At 63.0% G+C, this 18,649-nt stretch carries 11 protein-coding genes; all 11 read right to left on the reverse strand.

Going from position 1 to position 18,649, the window contains the following annotated elements; genetic code table 11:
* Positions 1–51 precede the first annotated feature (51 nt).
* Positions 52–5,373: a PDDEXK-like endonuclease domain-containing protein gene (locus AB0876_RS19310; protein ID WP_526042659.1), complete on the reverse strand. Its 5,322-nt coding sequence runs from the start codon at positions 5,371–5,373 to the stop codon at positions 52–54.
* A 415-nt stretch (positions 5,374–5,788) separates the two neighbouring features.
* The gene (locus tag AB0876_RS19315) at positions 5,789–8,887 is read right to left on the reverse strand and encodes a DEAD/DEAH box helicase (RefSeq protein WP_526042660.1); all 3,099 of its coding nucleotides are present in this window, start codon (positions 8,885–8,887) and stop codon (positions 5,789–5,791) included.
* Positions 8,888–9,038: 151 nt separating this feature from the next.
* The gene (locus AB0876_RS19320) at positions 9,039–9,356 is read right to left on the reverse strand and encodes a hypothetical protein (protein WP_526042661.1); all 318 of its coding nucleotides are present in this window, start codon (positions 9,354–9,356) and stop codon (positions 9,039–9,041) included.
* An 89-nt stretch (positions 9,357–9,445) separates the two neighbouring features.
* Positions 9,446–9,739: a hypothetical protein gene (locus AB0876_RS19325; protein ID WP_526042662.1), complete on the reverse strand. Its 294-nt coding sequence runs from the start codon at positions 9,737–9,739 to the stop codon at positions 9,446–9,448.
* A 283-nt stretch (positions 9,740–10,022) separates the two neighbouring features.
* Positions 10,023–10,436, reverse strand: coding sequence for a UCP033725 family protein (locus tag AB0876_RS19330; RefSeq protein ID WP_526042663.1), 414 nt, complete (start codon positions 10,434–10,436; stop codon positions 10,023–10,025).
* A gap of 105 nt (positions 10,437–10,541) precedes the next feature.
* Positions 10,542–10,955: a hypothetical protein gene (locus tag AB0876_RS19335; RefSeq protein WP_526042664.1), complete on the reverse strand. Its 414-nt coding sequence runs from the start codon at positions 10,953–10,955 to the stop codon at positions 10,542–10,544.
* Positions 10,952–13,456: a WXG100-like domain-containing protein gene (locus AB0876_RS19340; protein WP_526042665.1), complete on the reverse strand. Its 2,505-nt coding sequence runs from the start codon at positions 13,454–13,456 to the stop codon at positions 10,952–10,954. Before AB0876_RS19340 ends, AB0876_RS19335 begins: the two co-directional genes overlap by 4 nt.
* 3 nt (positions 13,457–13,459) lie before the next feature.
* Positions 13,460–13,747 carry a WXG100 family type VII secretion target gene (locus AB0876_RS19345; protein ID WP_491841723.1) on the reverse strand — a complete coding sequence of 96 codons (288 nt, stop codon included), beginning with the start codon at positions 13,745–13,747 and terminating at the stop codon, positions 13,460–13,462.
* A 3-nt stretch (positions 13,748–13,750) separates the two neighbouring features.
* A complete protein-coding gene (locus AB0876_RS19350) occupies positions 13,751–14,053 on the reverse strand; it encodes a WXG100 family type VII secretion target (protein WP_491841724.1) in 303 nt (100 codons plus the stop codon).
* Between the two features lie 303 nt (positions 14,054–14,356).
* Positions 14,357–15,172 (reverse strand): SWIM zinc finger family protein, encoded by an 816-nt coding sequence (locus AB0876_RS19355; protein ID WP_526042666.1) that lies wholly within the window; start codon positions 15,170–15,172, stop codon positions 14,357–14,359.
* Positions 15,165–18,176: a DEAD/DEAH box helicase gene (locus AB0876_RS19360; protein ID WP_526042667.1), complete on the reverse strand. Its 3,012-nt coding sequence runs from the start codon at positions 18,174–18,176 to the stop codon at positions 15,165–15,167. Before AB0876_RS19360 ends, AB0876_RS19355 begins: the two co-directional genes overlap by 8 nt.
* Positions 18,177–18,649: the final 473 nt, after the last annotated feature.

Below are 18,649 nucleotides of genomic sequence, written 5' to 3' on the forward strand. Positions count from 1 at the left end.
CGATTCATCAGCAGCCGACCACTCGATTGTGTAACTGTGTATAAGCAGTCATCACACGCCTGCCTCGCGTCCAACCATCTCGATACTCCCAACGTCCGGCACCAGCTTCAGCGCGTCACTCAGTACAGATCGTGCTACATCGGTAAGCCGCTTCAGCCCGAGCACATCGAGCACCGCCTTGTAGAGTTCGTCTTCCGACAACGCAGTCACGCCGGCGTACTCGGCTAAGTCGGAGGCCAGCTCGCTTGGCGGCACCAGCCCGAGCGTCCGCGGCCCGAGCTCACGCTGAACGACCTCCGGCTGCGACGGCAACCGGAACGTCTTCGGTTTGACGCCGGGTTGGCCAAGCGGATTGTCCGCAATGATCTGGCCACGCTTGACAGCGAACTCGATAGCCCTGTTCAGCTGTCGGGCGGTCTCTTTGCCGACACGCTGCCCGCCATAGGCATTGCGGTAGGCGTCGTGCAGACGGTGTCCAAGCACAGGCCCTTCGGTCTCAACGATGCGAACCACATTGGCCACCAACGCGGCCAGCGGTGTGTCCTGAACCGGGGGCAGGGTTTCGTTGAACGCGACGTACGGCGCCAGGGAGCTGTCCGCATTACCGGGATCATCTGTGGCTACTGATGACTGACGACCATCATCTGCCCGCACGGTATCGATGCTCAATTCAACGGCCGCGTCCTGTTGCGGAACAACGATATCCTCGTCCGGCGCCCGGTGCCTGCCCTGTGTAGCAACCGATTCCGATTCGGTGTGCTGCGGAATCAGCTCGGTGACGAGTACTGCATCGACTCGGCCCGTCAACGTATGCACCGAATCCTCAAGAGTGGCAGACGCTTCCGAATCGTCTTCGGACGGCTCACCGGTTTCCGACTCGTCCTCATCAAAGCTCGGATCAATCCAGTCCGCGGTCCGGATATCCAGCTCATCGAGGGTGTCCCACAGTGCCCGCAACGTTCCCGGCATATCCGCGTAGAACACCGACTCCCGGATGCGGAAGAACTCCCACCCGCACCGTTCCAGTTCACGTTGCCGCGCCAGATCATTCTCGTATTGCTCTGGGCCATGCCAGAAGTCGCCGTCACACTCGATCGCGAGCCGGCCTTTCGCGCCGGTGACCACCATGTCGATGCGGTAGCCAAGGGCTTCAACTTGCGGGACCACGGTGTAGCCCCGGTTGACGATCCGGTTGAACACCCGCTGCTCAAACAGGGAGTCAAACGGCGGAACCGGCACGTCCTCGGGAACAACCGTGGTCACCGCACCCTCGACGTCACCATGAACCCGATTGGCCACGCCGTAGCAGTAGTCGAGCAGCTGGAAGCGCATGTCCTCGGAGTTGGTTAACGCTTCCCGGGGCATCGAGTGGTACACCCACATTTGGTCTTTCGCGCGGGACGCCGCCACGTTAAACCGCTGCACATACTGCGCCTGGGTGAGGCCGCCCATCCGTCTGTCGGCTCCAGGTGCTTTCACCATCGACAGAAACATGATGTCCCGCTCGGAACCCTGGAAGTCCGAGGCGTCACCACAGCGCAGCTCACGCGCCGACCATTCCTCCGGCGGTACCGCATCAAGCAACATATTCCCAATGAGCTTCGCCTGCTCCTTGCCCAGCAGCGAGATCACCCCGAACGTCATCCCGTCGTAGTGCGGCTCGGCCAGGCATTTGCGAATCTGGTCGACGATCGCCTGAGCCTCAACGACATTGGTCTTGTTCGGCGATTCGTAGGCTTCATCGAGGTAGACAACCTTGATGGGTTCGAGCCGCTCGGCACCGAACTGGCGCACCGGTACGAGGCTGATCCCTTCCGGCTCATAGGCAATGCGGTTCGAGAAGCCGATGATCTCCGGCACGCAGCGCCGGTGTTCGGTGAGCGTGATGCGTCCGCCGAAGCGCATATTGGCCGCGTCGAAGTAGCTGACCTTCGGGTCCAGCCACGACTCCCGGTACGGGTCGTCGCTGAGATACATGGCGGCGAGATCCCGCAGCTGCTGTTGATCTACACCCACCGCCGACGGTGAAACTTGTTTGTCGTCACCGATAACCACCATCTTCGGCGCCAGGTACTGCAGGAACGATGCTTCCAGCCCGGCCTGCGACGCCTCGTCGACGATCACCACGTCATACAGGTTGGGCTCCACCCGCACCTGCTCGGCGATGCGATACAGCGGCATGATCCACACCGGCACCGACGGCCGGCAGCGGTCCATCGCCTCAGCGATCGCCGCCCGCTGCTTGGACGCGTACTTGCCCGTGCCCTTGCCGAGCCGGGACACCAGCTGGGCGTACTGCGTGAGGTTGGCACGCGCACTGCCGGTGATCCGATCAGGTGCCACCGCATGCCCCCACGCCCGCTCGGCTGCCAAATGCTCCACCTCGCTGCGGATCTGGTCCTCGATGGCGTTCAAGCTCACCTTGAGCACATTCGCGTCCTCGCTGTCTTGAGCAAGAATCCAGCGTCCCGTCATCTCCCAGCGCCACGCCTGCTCGTAGGAGGCCAGCCAGCTATCCCATTGCTCGGCATCGGGATTGGCGGCGATCTCGGCAGCCAGCACCGGCGCTGAGCGGTTGAGCTCCAGCCGAATTCGGTCCCGGTCGGCGACCGATTCAGCGATCCGATGTAGATGCTGGAGCCGTTCGTGCGACTCGGCGTAGCCGTCGATGTGGCGATCCCGGACTGCAGCTAGCAACTCCAGCGTGATGGCCGGCGGGTTGGCCTGCTGGGCTTGAGCGCGAAGATAGCTCTGCAGCACCTCGATCGGCGATGTTGCAGCGAGCGCGTCATCGGCCGCCGTCGCAGCCTCCACCAGGTCTGCGTACCGGCGGATATCCTCCAAGTTGTTCCAGTCGGGCACCGGAAGGTTGTTGCGCTGGAACCACTGCCGCTCAACGTCAAGCTGATCCCCGAGCGCCAGCACCTTGTCGAGCTGCTCGACCTCGGTCAGATGCCACTGCAGCTTCTCGTCGAGGGTGTCTTCGTCGGGAATCTCCACGGTGGCCGGCCAGGCCTGATCCATCGCCATGATCGTCCGGGTGGCGTCCACCCAGTCGATGAAGACAACCAGCTGTTCCTTGGTGACGGCGGGCAGGTCGTTGATCTTCACCGCGGCGAAGAACGGCTCGGCGAGCTTCACGGTCTTGGAGGTGAACGCGCCGATCTTCGGAGTCCCGTCCGGACGCACCTTGATCGCGCCACCGGAATCCACGTGGGCAAGAAGCGACTTGGCAATCTGTTGGTGCACACCGAGATCGCCGTCGCTGACCACCACCCGGGTGGTCGGCCCGATCCGCCGAGTGAGCTCGCCCGTGGCGTGCGCGAGCGACTTGACCTGTGCGGAGCGTGCCAACCAGGCCTGCTGGCGGCCGGTCCGCACGTCACGCAGCGCGTCGTTCATCCACGCCTCGTCGCGGCGTTCTAGGTTGGCCGCCCGCTCGGCAAGGTTGGACACGCGAGAACGCAGCTCATCGCGAAGTTCAGTGCTGAGCGAGCGCACGAACTCGAACGACGTATGCGCCAGCAGATCAGCGAACCCGTCTTTGCGTACCGAGGCCTTTTGTTCAGCGGCGACGAGTGCAGCGAAATCTTGCGGGGAGTTCAACGATGCCGTCTGCGGGAGCGCACGTGTTGCCTCGGCCTCGTTAGCGGCGACGTCCTGGCTGCGAAGCAGGCTGCGCCACAGCTGGATTTCGGTGGTGGACACCGAAGAACCGGTGCCGTCCTTGTCGACGTCAAACCCGCGGATCCACTCGTAGTGCGCCTCGTTCTGCAGATGGTCAAAGGCGATGGCCGCCAATGTGCCCTCGGCAGGACCATCCGTGCGTGACTCGACCTCCTGCTGACGGACGGCCAGCAGTCGGTTGCGAACGGCCGCGCGTTGCCGGCGAAGATCCTCGATCGTGCTGACATGCCGGGCGATCGACCGCTGAGAATCAGCCACATCGAAGTCATCGGCCCTCCGCGAGATGTTATCCACCGCGGTACGCAGATCTGCCATGTCCGAACGCGATTGACCGATCACCGCAACCGCGAGGGATTGAATCTCGCGCGGCAGCTTCGCACGAACCTCACGCAGCGCCCGATCGGTCTGGGCGGTGATCAGGATGCGTTTACCCTGGGCCAACAGATGCGACACCAGGGCCGCCGCGGTGTGCGTCTTCCCTGTTCCGGGCGGTCCCTGCACCACAGTTTGCGCACGCGTATCAACCCGGTCGATGATTTGGCGCTGCTTGTCATTGACCGGCAGCGGAAGAAAATCCTCCTCATCGATGGTGACGACGGCACCCGGGACCTCGCCCGATCGCGTTGATTCCGGTTGACGATCCGGGTCGATGAGCGGCAGCACACCCGCTGGCACCTCGCCAGCCTTGCGAATCTGGCTGACGATCTGTTCGTAGATCTGCACCAAACCGCGATTGGTGCGGCGGCGCACGATGATCGCCGGGGCGAATGCTCCACGCGGGTTCGTTCCCGTGGGAGCACTGACCTCGTCCTCGTCATACTCCGCGTCCGCATCCAGCCGGTGGATCAAGCGGCGGCAAATCTCGCCGATCGCCGGCTGATCCAGCAGGTGCCCGTCATAATCGGCGGCGAGGTCCTTGATCTCGTCGATCTTCGCTGGGCTGGGGATGAGCGCCGGGTCCAGCATCTCAGCAATCTCGATGGTGACCGCGTCCTGCGCGCTGACCTGGACGACCGTGAGGCGACCCGAGTTCTCGTCGAAATTGATCGCGATCGGTGCGGTCGCGACGTGCCGCTGAATCTGGTCGTGATCCTCGGGCCGCCAGCTCAGGCAGCCCACGCCAAGGACCAGCTCGAATTCCTCGCTGTGATCCGTGGACTTCAGATGGACCGCGAAGAGGTCCTTGTAGACGTCGCGGACTGCCGCGTCACGACGCTCCCGCTCGGCCCACAGCCGCCAATCCGTCAGCCAGCTTTCAAACGCTTCCGTGATCTCGGGGTGCTCAGCCAGCTCGACGCGGCGCCGCTCGATGTCCGGCTCGTCATCGTCACCTGTGTCCGGGAGTGGTTCTTCGCGGTAGATCGCCTCGCGGATCGTTGGCTCCCGGCTCGCGTCGTCGGCCTTACCGTCAACCCAGGGCACCAGGCCGTCGGGCACCGACGGCGGATCAAGTTTGGCGATCCGGTCAACCGTGAGCAGCGGGGTCTCGGCGTCGAGCTCGGCCATGCGATGCGCCGACCGGATCGCCTCGTGTTCGGGCAGATTGCCGAACCACATCGCCTGCTCAAACTTGTCGACCGTGCGGACGGGCTTGACCAGCAGTTGTTGGGCACCGCTCAAGAAGGTGAAGAGGTTAACCGCGCGACGCACCAAACGCTCGTTGTCGGTTTCATGCTCGGCAGCCATCGTGCCTCCTTCGTGACAAGTCCGGATCGCACGTGATGGAAAAAGTGCCACCCGTCACCCGCGTCAATTAGCGATGATTATGGACCCCCAGTCCGACAACTCGGCACACACCCTCGACATTCGATTCGGCCGCCTCTGCGGTTTGCCAACTACCTACCCATCTCCGTCATGTTTCCCTGCCGAGCGGTTGATTAGTGCGGACGCCGAGATCCGCACCGGACGCGCAACTCTGCAGTTGCGGCTGCACACCAACGCATCTCAATTGTGTATTGAAATCCAGAATGCTTGCCGTACGCAAGAGGTGGTGGGACGGACTTCCAGCTTCGCCGACCACGACATTCACGTAGCACATCGGCGGCATTTCCGGCCGAAAATGCGAAACTCAGCTACCAGTTGCGCGAACGCAGCACCGAGGTCACGCGACCGCAGCCCGCGCCCCCAAGTACACCTCGGTCGGCATTGTCTGACGCAAACGCCACGTGATCGCCATTGGCCGATCGCCCTCATGGGACACGTAGTCCGCCGGTCCGAGGAAGATGTACGGCGCGGCACCGAACGCATTGGTCTTCGTCTCGCGCACGAAAAGCAGAATGTGGGAACCGCGCTCACGGTGATGGATGTAGCGCAGCCCGGTTGGTGACGCTGCCGACGTCGTGGACTGCGACTCCCAGTGGAACAACTCCGGGCTCAGCGCGAAGTCCCGGTACATCGTGGTCGGCAAGTAGTCGGTGTCGGATTTCTTCAGCGTGATGAGGAAGGCGTCAGCGTTGACCTCCGGGCACCACGCGACGCCCTCCCTCATGGCGCTCGGTGTCCGCTTCTGCGATGCAAAGCCCAACCCCGCCAGGATCTCCTCCCGCGAATAGCTCGCGTGCAGCGCCAGCGGGACGTCCGTGAATTCGTCACCCATATTCCACAGGCCGTAGGTGCTGCGGTGGGCAGCATCGAACGCGATATCGATGACCTGGCGCATCTCCTGAGCTACTGCTTCATCGCGAAGAACACTGAGTCCTTCTGCCACACTGCCGAACCCACCACCGTTGGGAAACAACGAGTAGAACAGCATGGCCGCCAACCGGGCCCCGGTGACACCGTCCTCAGCTTGGTAATCCTGCAGGAACGCGCTGTAGGCCTTCCAGCGACGCTGGTCATCCACGTGCGCCAGCGCCTTCACCCGTTTGACCAATTCGGCCTCCCAGAGCCCAGGCTGCTCCCCCAGCTTCCCGGCATCTCGGCACAGCGTGGTCCACGACCGGTCCGCCCGCAGAATGTCTTCGAGCCCGCGGCCCGACTCGTCCAGATACGACGCCAGTCGGTCGTCGGAATGTGCCCGAATCTCGGACACCAACACGGCCTTCTTCGGCGACACCTGCTGGCGTACGTTCTCCAACACCAACTCCCGGGCGACAGAGTCCAGCACGATCTGGCTGCCCGATGGCAGGAACGGAAACCCTTCCTTGACTTGCTTTTCCAGCTGCTTACGACCCAGCCCAGTCAGCGCCCGGAACCGCTGATCGAACCGAAACTCTTTGCGCTGGTGACCCACGAAGTCGAGTGCCGTCAACACAGTCTTGCCGGGTGCAAGCCGCAGGCCGCGCCCCAGTTGCTGCAGGAATACGGTCGCGCTCTCGGTGGGCCGCAGGAACAGCACTGTGTCGACCAGCGGGATGTCGAGGCCCTCGTTGAATAGGTCGATCGTGAACAGCACGTTGATGTCGCCGTTGCGGAGCGCTGCCAGAGCCACACGCCGCTCAGCGGAATCGTCGAGTCCAACGATGGCTCGAGCCGGGATGCCGGCCGAGACGAACTGGTCGGCCATGTATCGGGCATGCTCGACGCTCACGCAGAAGCCGAGCGCCCGCATCGCTCCGACATTGGCAACTTTGTCCTGCAGTTGGTCAAACACGATGCGCGTCCGGGCGTCGTTGCCGGTGTAGATCTCGTTTAGCTCTGCCAGGTCGTAGCCGCCGCGCTTCCACTGCAGTGTTCCGAGGTCGGTGCCGTCGTGGATGCCGAAGTAGTGGAATGGGCACAGCAGGTTCTGCTCAAGCGCATCCCATAGTCGGAGCTCGGCGGCCACCCGTCCACCGAAGAATGCCCGCACGTCGATGCCGTCACCACGTTCCGGGGTCGCGGTCAGTCCGAGCAGTTCCATCGGCGCGATGTGGTCCAGCAGTCGGCGGTAGGAGGCGGCCTGAGCGTGGTGGAACTCGTCGATCACCACGATGTCGAAGTGGTTGGGCTCAATGCTGGAAAACCGGTCCGCGGTGAGGGATTGGATGCTGGCGAACACATGACGCCAGCGGGTCGGTTGATCGCCATCGACCAGCAACTCACCGAACAGGGGGTCGGTAAGCACCTCCTGATACATCCGACGCGCTTGTTGCAGGATCTCCTTACGGTGCGCAACAAACAGCAGCGTGAGGTCGCGGCCGTGAACTTCTCGGACGAGCCGGCGGTAATCCAGCGCGGCGATCACGGTCTTTCCCGTGCCGGTGGCGGCCACGATCAGGTTGCGATGGCGATCATGCAGCGCGCGTTCAGCATCCAGTTGTTCGAGCAGTTCGGCTTGATACGGCTTGGCGGTGACCTCCAGCCCGGACAGCGTGACCACCAACGGGTCCCGCTGCTTCTTACCGGAGGCCACCTCCAACGCCAGCCTGAGCTTCTCTGAATCTTCAGCAGGGCGATAAGGCTCGAATTCGCGATTCTCCCAATACGAGTCGAACGTCGCACGAAACTTGTCCAACAGATGTGGGGTGGAGATCGCCGAGAGCCGCACATTCCATTCCAGGCCGTCGACGAGTGCAGCATGCGAGAGGTTGGACGAGCCGACGTAGGCGGTGTGGAACCCGGTGTTGCGGCGCAGCAGCCAAGCCTTCGCGTGCAACCGGGTTCGGTCAGTCTCGTAGTTGACCCGCACCTCGGCGCCGAAGTCGTTGACCAACGCATCGAGGGCGCGGGCGTCGGTGGCACCCAAGTATGTGGTGGTGATGACTCGTAGTGGCACGCCGCGTTCACGCAGTTCGATGAGCTCGCGTTCCAGGAGGCGCAGGCCCTGCCACTTCACAAATGCACACAGCAGGTCGACGTGGTCGGCGCTGCCCAGCTCGGCCCGCAACTCGGCCGCGAGCGTCGGTTCGTTGCGGGCGTTCGTCATGAGTGCGGCGTCCGACAACGGCGTCGCGGGACGTGGGAGTTGAACCGTGCCGAGGGTTTTCGGACTTACCGCGTCCAGGCGACAGATCTTCGCGGGATCGTCCTGATGCAACACTTCTTGCTGTGCATCGGTATCGCCAAGCACTCCAAGGATCTTGCGCAGCAGTTCCGCTCGTGCATCGGGACTGCCCGCTGCCTTCAGCTGCCGTTCGATGAGCGGCGTCAGATGCCGGGCGATGGTCAGCGCCTGCTCGGCGTCGTCGACGGTGCTGAAGTCTGGCTGTAGGTCCGGATGCTCCGCCAGAGCAGTGGCAAGTCGGTTGGTGAGCAGGGATTCGTAAAGTCCAACGTCCACGCCGGGAGGTTAGCGCGACAGGATGACAACGGGCGCGAGTTCTGTTCTGTCATTCATCGTGGAGGCAGATGGACAGCATGTGCTTGCGTGGGTCAAGCACATAGGCGTCAGCCGACCTGCCAGCTTCGACCTGAACCGAGAGCGAAGTGACTCATCTCGTTTGATACAAAAAGTATCCGCGAAGACGTCTCGCTGCCTCGTCCGACAGGTACGGATGGCGATCCCTCATCGTGTCTCGAGCGTAATCGCCCGCTTCCTGCCAAGATTGCGTCCGCCAATGCACCGTAACTCCCATCAGCTCCTCGAGGAGGGGCCTGATCTCGCCAAGAAGCGCATCGGCTCGTTCCGGCCCATAATGATTGGCCATGTTTTCCTTGCTGACGATCGGTGCGCCTTTGGGGCTGCCGTTCGTAAGAGCCCACACGATCGCTTCATTGATCTCATCGTGGCTGATGTTGCTGTCGGTCATCGACCCCTCCCAAACCTTCACCACTCGAATATCACTGCCTCAGTATGGATTCGGGATCAAAATCAACTATCCGGGCAACATCTGGGCTATCAACGCATCAGATAGGTGAAGTAGTTGCCGATACAGTCTAAGGACTTCCTCGAAAGCTCGGGATGGTGATCCTGCATGACTGATTCAACGTAGTCACCGGCCTCGTTGAGGTCCATCGAGTTCCAGTCAGGCTGGATACTCATCGCCTCGTCAAGTAGCGCGCGAACTGAGCCTTTGGCGACCCCAGCTGCAGCCGAGCCAAAATATAAAGCAAACTCTGCATCATTTCGACCGGGGTAGTGCTTCAGGTACAGGGCAATCGCCTCGTTGATATCGATTTCGTCGCCCACCACTTGCCGTCTCCACCTCGAAAACATGGGAGCCGATTTCCTTCCGTGAGCGCCCGAGGAAATCCTGCGTCAAATCACCCGGAGCCAGCTGGTTTTCGATGCCGCGCACGTTTGCCAACCGACGGGCGTCCACGATCAGTTCATAGACACCGGGTTCAACGAGTCCAGCTCCGACCTGCTCCGCATCGGCGGGATCATCGGAGAGCAGAAGCAGCTCGGATCGTGGCCCGTTTCCACGATGGCGCCAGCGATAGGGCCAGCATGCAGCTTCTGCAGTACTAGCGGGTCAGGCACGACGGGTCTCTTCCACCTGTATGTCCGTCAACCTGTCGGGCGTTACCAGACCAGTCCATCCCATGTATTGGTCGCCATCCAATCCAAGTTCCCGAGCTATGGCGGGGGGACCGACGAATTCAAGCCCAATTTGTCCGTCAGGGAATTGGCTCTGCAGGGACACCGCATGTCCGGAGAGCTTTCCGCTCACTCGAACGTGCACCAGGCCGTCCAGGGCGGATCGGGGAACCTTCACCCAAGACTGGTAGTACCCACGACCCATGGACGCTTCGCCGGTCGCGAACCCATCCGGTATCTCAGTATCCGGTTCTGCATGCAGTGCGACCCAGTCGTCAGCACCAAATAGGATCAGGAATCGCTTCCCGCGATACTCCGCGTACGCGCCAGACATCAACACATCAATCATCAGTTCCCCTGAGGTAACCATGCTCGATTTTAGAGAACGGCCACGATGCGTTGAGTTCCGTCGCCCAAGACCGACCATCACGTGGGGAGTTACTGAAGCACTGGTCTAAGGATTGCCGTACATCTCCAGAATACCGGTATGCGCGCTTTTATAGTTATTCGCGATACGGTCGCGCACCCATTCCAATGGGTCCGAATACGATTCGTACTCCACTCGTGCCGCCCGTATCAATTCCTCCAACGGCAGATCTGGACGCTTCGCGAAACGCGTGAAGTACTGCCACTTATCTGCGCGCACTCCGAATTCGTTAGGAGCAGCCAAGGGACCAATCATGCAGTTCACCTCACCTTCCCGGGACGATGTGTATATCTGCACCTTGCAGTCTTCAGAACGGTAATAAACAATGTGCCGACTGCCACCTCTGTCCGGGCTGTCATCAGATCCATCGAACGCGAAACCAAGTTCATCCAACAGTGGGCCTACCGTAGCCCGAACCTGTTCCCTAAAATTCGTCGTCATCTCGTTCCATCTTTCACATAAACCCAAGAGTCGCCGACTCGTTGATACCCGTAAGACGCGGCATACTTATTTAGAAATTCTACCTCCATCGCAGAAAACGAACCTGGACGTTCGATCGCCATATCTTCAAGTGAGGAATATTTTCCTCGGTCGAGAATGTAATCGATCCGGCCAACGTGGTTCTCCATCTGGCTGCGCAGGAATTGTTCATTGACCTGCCAGCCTAGGGCTTTCGCCTGCGCCTCGGAGAGCCCCCGTTCAACCGCATCCCACGTCGCATCTCCCGTGTCGAAGAAAGTGCCTCCGTGATGTCTTGCGTCTCCAATGTAGCCACCATCCTGCCCATCCCATTTACCTAGAACGACGCGGTCGGCGTTGCCGAATTGGTGTGTCGATAGGTCGGCGACCTGGCGGACCAGGTCGGCTGTCGGATGCCCGTTCACGAAAGCGCTGTTGAGTTGGCCCGCGACATCGGGGGCTTCCGGCGCATAGGTGGTAGGCGCGCCCAGCGCGGAGGGCTGATGGTCACCGCCAGTGGGCGGCACAGAATTCCCTGGTGGATGTTGGTCGCCCGAATCATGAGGGACCTGGTGGTCACCTCCAGCATGCGAAGCATCTCCAAGATCACTTCCGTGCCCACCACCACCGACATGCGCCTCAGCCATCTCCCGAGGAGTGGGTAGGTCATGCGGGACCGAGCTACCCGGCGAGACTTCACCTGCCGACGCGTTCACCGGCGCTGGTGCATGTGACCGATCGCCGTGAGGCGCGTCGGTCGCCGGCTCACCTGGCGGATGCCCACCTGCTGGCAGCTCTGATCCTCCGCTGTGTGGCGCGACTCCCGCCACGCCGCCCTCGCCGTCATGTGCTGCCGTCCCCGGACCATGAGTGCCGGGCACCGACTCCCCATTCGGCCGCACCCCAGCGTCTACCGGGGCCTTTCCGGCACCAGCGTCCCCCGCGGCTACGCCGTCACCGGCGGGATGTGTTCCCGGTACAGGCCCGGAATCCGCCGGCCGCGCGACCGGTTCAGGGGCCTTCGGCGCCTCCACCGGGGTGGCGCTCAGCGAGTCGAGGTCCTTGCCAATCTTGCCGGCCTGACCGGCGATTTCGTCGACGCCGGTTTTTCCGAATGCCTCGACCCCGCTGCGGGCCGCCGCGCCCTCGGCACGAGCTACCTGCGCGCCTTCCTCGCCCACCTTCCCCGCTGTCAAACCGGCTTTGGCCTCTCCCAAACCGGGCATCAGCACCTGCACAACGCTGCCGATGTTATCGCCCAGCCCGACCAGCGGACGATCGCTGGACCAATCCTTGTAATCGACAACACCTTTGACGGTCTCGAGAAGGTGCTCTCCCGCTTCTTTCTGCCCCTCCGGATCAAGCATCGGCCCCAACGGATTGAAAAACTCCGCCAGGTTCTTGTCGATTTCCCAGATACCTTTCGCTGCTTCTACCGGGTGGGCGAGCATCGTCGGAACGGTCTGCCCAACCTCCAGCCCCGACTTCACCACGCCCTCAGCGATTTGTGTGCGCGCATTAACAAAGCCCGCCAAGAAACCGCCGACGTCGTTGCCGAAGAACCGGGTGAACTCCTTGCGGTCCCATTCCTCGAACTCGCGAACCAGCCCATCCATGCCATCGATGAGCATCTGGAAACCGGAAGCAGCGGTGTCCAATTCACCGCTGAGGGCGTGCAGGATCTCCGAGATATCGTGGCCGATCTGTTTGAGTCCATCGAGCGGGTTATGCCCGCTGAAAACGCTGCCGATCTGGCTGACAATTCCGGAGGCACTCAATCGGTGGAGCAGATCCCGGATCGCATCCTGTGCGCTTCGCACGTCACCGGCGAACGAATCCAGCTTCTCCGCAAGGGAACTGCACTTACCGGCCAAAGCATTAGTACCACCGGTCAACGTGTTCAGAGCTCCGGTGATGTGCGTCAACTCAGGAATGTCCTGGCCCGACACGCTCGAGAGGCAATCTCCGGCGTCGCCTGCTGCAGTCGATATCGCCATACCGAGCGCGCGCCACGCGCCCGCGACCGCGCCCATCGTGTCCGGATTGCCGTTCGGCCAGGCATGGCTGACGAACGGCTGAACCAAGGACCACAAGCTCGGTTCGGGGATTTCCGGCCCTGACTGTCCGGCCACCCCCGAAGCCGTGTACTTGGTCGGCTCTGCTGGCACAGGAATCGATTCGCGTCCACCGCCGACGGTCGAGGCAGCATCACTGACCCCATAGTTGTGCGCCGACACCTCGACGCCATAGCCGACATTACGGAAGGCGTTCACGGCCGACTCAGCCGCCGAGATCACCGCTTGCCCACTTTTGCGGTAGTCGGAGAAGAATTGCAGACCAGCCGCATCGGTTCCACACATCAACCCGGATCCCGCCAATGCAGAATCCAGGGCATCCAGCGCAGCGACCAGCGCATCACCTTGCGCACCAACAGTTTTCCCAGAGGCCGCTAACTGTTGCGGATCAACCTCGTAGCCACCCACCGACTAACCCCAGTTGCGCAGGTTCATTTGCGCAGCACCGTGATAGTTCTCGTGTGCGCCTTCAGCTATCGCGCGCAAATGGGCCAATGCTTGCCGCATCTCGGCCACGCCCTCGGTCCACTGCTGCTGGGCGGCAGCTTGCGCGTGCCCACCCTCGCCATCCCAGGCTGTGCCCAATTGATGCTCGACGGCCTCCAGCTGCGCCACCGTCTGCTCCATGTGCTGCTCGAGTTGCGACATCCGATCGGCAGCGGCCAACAACACCGCCGGATCCACCTTGAAAGCGGCCATGCCCTAGAGGCCCGATCCTGCGATGGACACGCCACCGTCCCGGTCAGTGCCCGAATACCCGGCGGCCGCCGCGACCAAGAGGTCCGACATCGCCGTCAACCCCTGAACGACTTTCGACGACCCGTCATGCCACTCGCGCCAGACTGAGTCGTAGGCCGATGCCGCGTTCCCGGTCCAACTCGGCCCCAGCATCTGCGCGACCTCGCTGTCGAGCGATGCCAGGCTCGCGTGCAACTGCTGCGCCGCCGTCCCGAATTCCGTCGACACCTCTCGCAGCACTTCCGGTGTCACATGCAGATCTGCCATAGTTCCCCCCTGGGCGCTCGCCCTGACTACAGCAATCATCTCAGTCCGATCGGGCGCATTTGCTGTGAAGTAGCTGTCAATGGCCACAGCCCGAATCGGAAAGCTGCCTCGGCAGTGCCAGCAAATTCGTGAACCGGAATTTGTCAAGGCGGATGTGTCCATCGGGTGTTAAGCGGCTGTGGTGTTGGCCTCCCGGGCTGGCGGGTTGATCCAGACGGTGTCGGGTAGGTCGAGAATCTTGGGCGCACCTTGCTTCCGAGAGCTGGCATGCTTGCCGCCATGTGGGGCCAGGAGTAGACCTGGTCAGGGCGCCGCCGCGGCGGATTCCCCGAAGGCCACATACGCTGGTCGCAGAATCTCAGCGAGCCCCCGCCTGCGCACGGCGACCGCCACCGTGGGCAGCTGATCCAGCAGTGCCGTCGACGAGGCAACGGGAGGGCCGAACACAGGAAGAGTGTTCTGCTGCACGAAGAACGAATCGAGACAGTCCGCCAGAGCGGGGCCTGAGGCCGCCCGGTCGACAGCCGGCCGCCCACCCGAACGGGCAGCCGACAAATTCTCCAGCAGGTCCTCACGGTCCCGGCCGCGCCAGGCAAGGATGGTGAACGGATCCTCGTCAAACGCCTCGGCCAGCAGGTAGAACGTCGCGGCGAGATGCTTGCACGGCACCGCAAAGTCAGGACACGAACAATCCAGGGACAGGTCGCGGGCCGTCGTCGGAAACAGCGGCAACTCCAACGCGCCGAACACGTCCTCGATGTCACACGGCATCTCGCCGGCCAGCAAAGCTGCGGTGTACAAGGCATTTTCGGCCAGTACAGCTTCGATCTGCAACCACTCGCCCTTGCCGAATGCGGCGATCCCGATCCGGACCCGATAGGGCCGTACCCTACTGCCCTGCACCTCCGCAGTGACCAGACCCGGCCCGATTTCCAGCGAGATCACCTGACCCCGGCGGGCATAGTTCCGGCCGCGCTGCATCCGACTGCCCATCCCCATGGCCTCGAGCACTTCGATGAACCGTTGCGACCACCATGTCTGAGCGATCGCACCACGGGCGCTGCGGGCCTTCAACCCGTCTGCAGCACGGGGCCGCGACGGCGGATACCAGTCACTCACCGACGGCCCCTTCCGACAGGGTGAACAGTTTGCGCAGATCCCCGGTGGACAGCTCGGTCAGCCAGCCCTCGCCGTCTCCGACCACCAGGTCGGCCAACGCCTTCTTCTGCTCGATCATGTCGTCGATCTTCTCCTCGAGAGTGCCCGTGCAGATGAACTTGCGCACCTGCACGGTGCGCTGCTGACCGATCCGGAACGCCCGGTCGGTCGCCTGGTTCTCCACCGCGGGGTTCCACCATCGATCCAGGTGCACAACATGATTGGCGGCGGTCAGGGTCAGCCCGGTACCGCCCGCCTTCAATGACAGCAGGAAGATCGACGGTCCCTCACCGGACTGGAAACGCTCGACCATCTCGTCGCGCCGCTTCTTCGGCACACTGCCGTGCAGGTACGCGACATCCTGACCGAACCGCGCGGCCAGGTGCGGCGCCAACATCTCGGCGAACTCGGTGAACTGGGTGAAGCACAGCACCCGATCGCCTTCGGCGAGAATCTCCTCCAGAATTTCCTCGAGCCGGATCACCTTGCCGGAGCGCATGCCAACCGGCGAGCGGTCGTGCAACAGCTGCGCGGGGTGGTTACAGACCTGCTTCAGTTTCGTCATTGCGGCAAGTACATTGCCGCGCCGCTCGATTCCGTCGGTGTGCTCGATCTTCTCCATCATCTCGTCGACGATGGACTGGTAGAGCGAGGCCTGCTCGGTGGTGAGCCGGCAGTACTGCTTGACTTCGATCTTCTCGGGCAGGTCGTCGATGATGGCAGGGTCGGTCTTGAGCCGCCGCAGAATATAGGGGCGGGTGATCCGGCGCAGCCGTTCGGCCGGCTCGATCTGGCCGTACTTCTCCACCGGCACCGCGTACCGGGCCCGGAACAGCTCCGAAGAGCCGAGCAGGCCGGGGTTGAGAAAGTCCATGATGGACCACAATTCGGCGAGCCGGTTCTCCACCGGGGTGCCGGTGAGCGCGATGCGGTTCGCGGCGTCGAGCCGCCGCACCGCCTTGGCGCCGCGCGACAGGCTGTTCTTGACGGCCTGAGCCTCGTCGAGCACCACCCGGTTCCACCGGTAGTCCGCGAGTTCATCGACATCACGGGTGGCGGTCGCATAGGTGGTGACAATCAGGTCGACCTCGGCCAGCCGTTCCTCCAGAGCCTCGCCGCGGAGCCGTGCCGGGCCGTGGTGGGCGTAAACCCGAAGCGCAGGTGCGAATTTCGCGGCCTCACGCTGCCAATTGCCGACCAGCGACATCGGGCACAGCAGCAGTGTCGGCGCAGTACCGGGCTCGTTGTGACGTTGTGTGGACTCCAGCGCAAGCAACTGCACGGTCTTACCCAAACCCATGTCGTCGGCCAGACAACTGCCCAGACCCAGCGCCGACAGGAAGGCCAGCCACGACAGGCCCCGCTGCTGGTAGGGACGCAGCGTCGCAGCGAAGTCCGGCGCCGGTTGCAGGGGCTGAAGTGATTGCCCGGCAACACCGTTGAGCAGATCACCGAGCCAACCATCGGCCCGCACCGACACGATCTCCAGCGGGGTGTCGGTGTCGTCGGGGTGGCTCGCCGCCAACGCCAGAAGCTCGGCGGGACTCGCCTGCTCCGACCGATGGGCCTTGAGAAACTCCAGCCCGCGGCGCAGCTGCTCCTGGTCGACCGCCACCCATTGACCGCGCAACCTGATCAACGGTGCCTTGGTCTGCGACAGCGCGTTGATCTCATCCTCAGTGAGCGTGTCATCGCCGACCGCGAGCGCCCACCGGAAGTCGATCAGCTGCTCGCGGCCGAACCGACTCGCCGTCGCCACCACACCGTCGACGGGGGTGGACGCCGATACGGCGAGACCGAGCTTGCGGCGCCGATCCCACCACGACGGCAGTAGCACCCCGAAGCCCGCATCGTCGAGCAGCGGCGCCGCGACCGACAGGAAGTGGTAGGCGCCCTCGGCGTCCAGGTCGATACCGCAGGGACGTGCGGTGCGCAGACCGGAGGTCAGTTCCGGGTAGACCCGGACGGCCCGTCCGAGTTCGGCGAGAAGTAACTCCTCGGGACGGTCAAGCCAACGCCGCAGGTTGCCGTCGTCGTCCCAGGTCTGCTCGGCCGGGACCAACAGGCTGGGGTCGGCGACCGACTGCAGCAGGAACTCCAGCCGCCAGCCCGCGTCGTCGTCGGATTCGTTCTCGGTGAGCCGGAAGGTCGCACGAGCCGGGCCCGGCTCCTCGATCCCGATCTCATCCCACGGCGTCAGCGCGTCGGCCAAGGCATCGAGATCATCCAGGTCCGCATCGAACCTGCCGTCCGGCGCCGTCAGTGCGGTCACCCATTCTTCTTCGACCGCAAGGCGTTTCGGGCGCCGCCCGCGTCGGGGTGGCAATAACTCCTCGGCCGGCGGCGCGGCGGCGCGCGCCAACTCGTCGACAAATGCGGCCAACGCCGACGTCACCAACTCCGGTGTGCCGGCCGCATCCGACTCCGCCCGGCACACCGGAGGCATAGCCGCGATGATCGCGGTGAGTTCCATCACGTCGGCGCCCTGAATCACCGGCCGCCAGAACGCGACGGGCTGCCCCTCGTCGACACCCAGGGCGGGCAGAATTCGACCGCGCGCCACCAATTTTCGCGCGAAGTTCGCGATATCGGCGATGTAGGTCACCGACTCGCCGTACCGCACATCGGCTGCCTTCTCATCGAAAAGGGCCAGCGCAGAGGCGGCGGGAAGCGATACCACGGGAACCGACCACGGCAGCAGCGCGGGCGCACTGCGTGATGCGGGCCGCGGCGTGACCCGCATCAGTTCCGGCGAGTCCAGCGGCGACGTCCGCAGCGAAGGCAACAGGAGCACGGCGTTGCCTGGCTTGCCGGTGTGGATTTCGGCGATCACATCGGCCGGCGCCGCGAAGGGATGCGGACGGGCGGCACGCAACGCCTGGCTTGCGCTCTTCACCGACAGGGCCGAATCCTCGGCCCACAGACACAGGTCCTCGGTCGACCAGAATCCGTGCAGAACCAACATCGATATTTCACTTCCCTCGAGGCTTCGCCAGGCTAGCTATCGGCACCACCATCCCGAAACCGCCGCGCCGGATTTACCCTGAGCCCGAGCCTGATTGGTGACCAGTGAGGCAGTTGGTACCGGTGAGGTCGGCTGCTTCGGGTGTGAGCCGGCTAAGTTGCGTGCCGGTGACCATGACGGAGCGAGGGGGCGCGGCGCACCCGAGAGACGGGGCCCGCACATGACACGGCGCAGCCATTCGGCTGGATTGGGGATGCACTCAACGGTGTTCGGAGTCCGCGGCGTCCACCGATTTGGGAGGCCGTCAAAGAATTTGACGACCTCCGACAAAGACCCACTACCCAGACCCCGGCCCTTGCCGGTCAGATCAGTGGAGCTGCTGAACCACGCGTCACCGTCGGTCAGCGACTGAATCGCGTCCTGCGCACCCTGCAGATCCATCCCGATCGAATCCGACATGGTCCATGACGACT

The organism is Mycobacterium sp. NPDC049093, from assembly GCF_040704635.1.
Taxonomy (GTDB): domain Bacteria; phylum Actinomycetota; class Actinomycetes; order Mycobacteriales; family Mycobacteriaceae; genus Mycobacterium.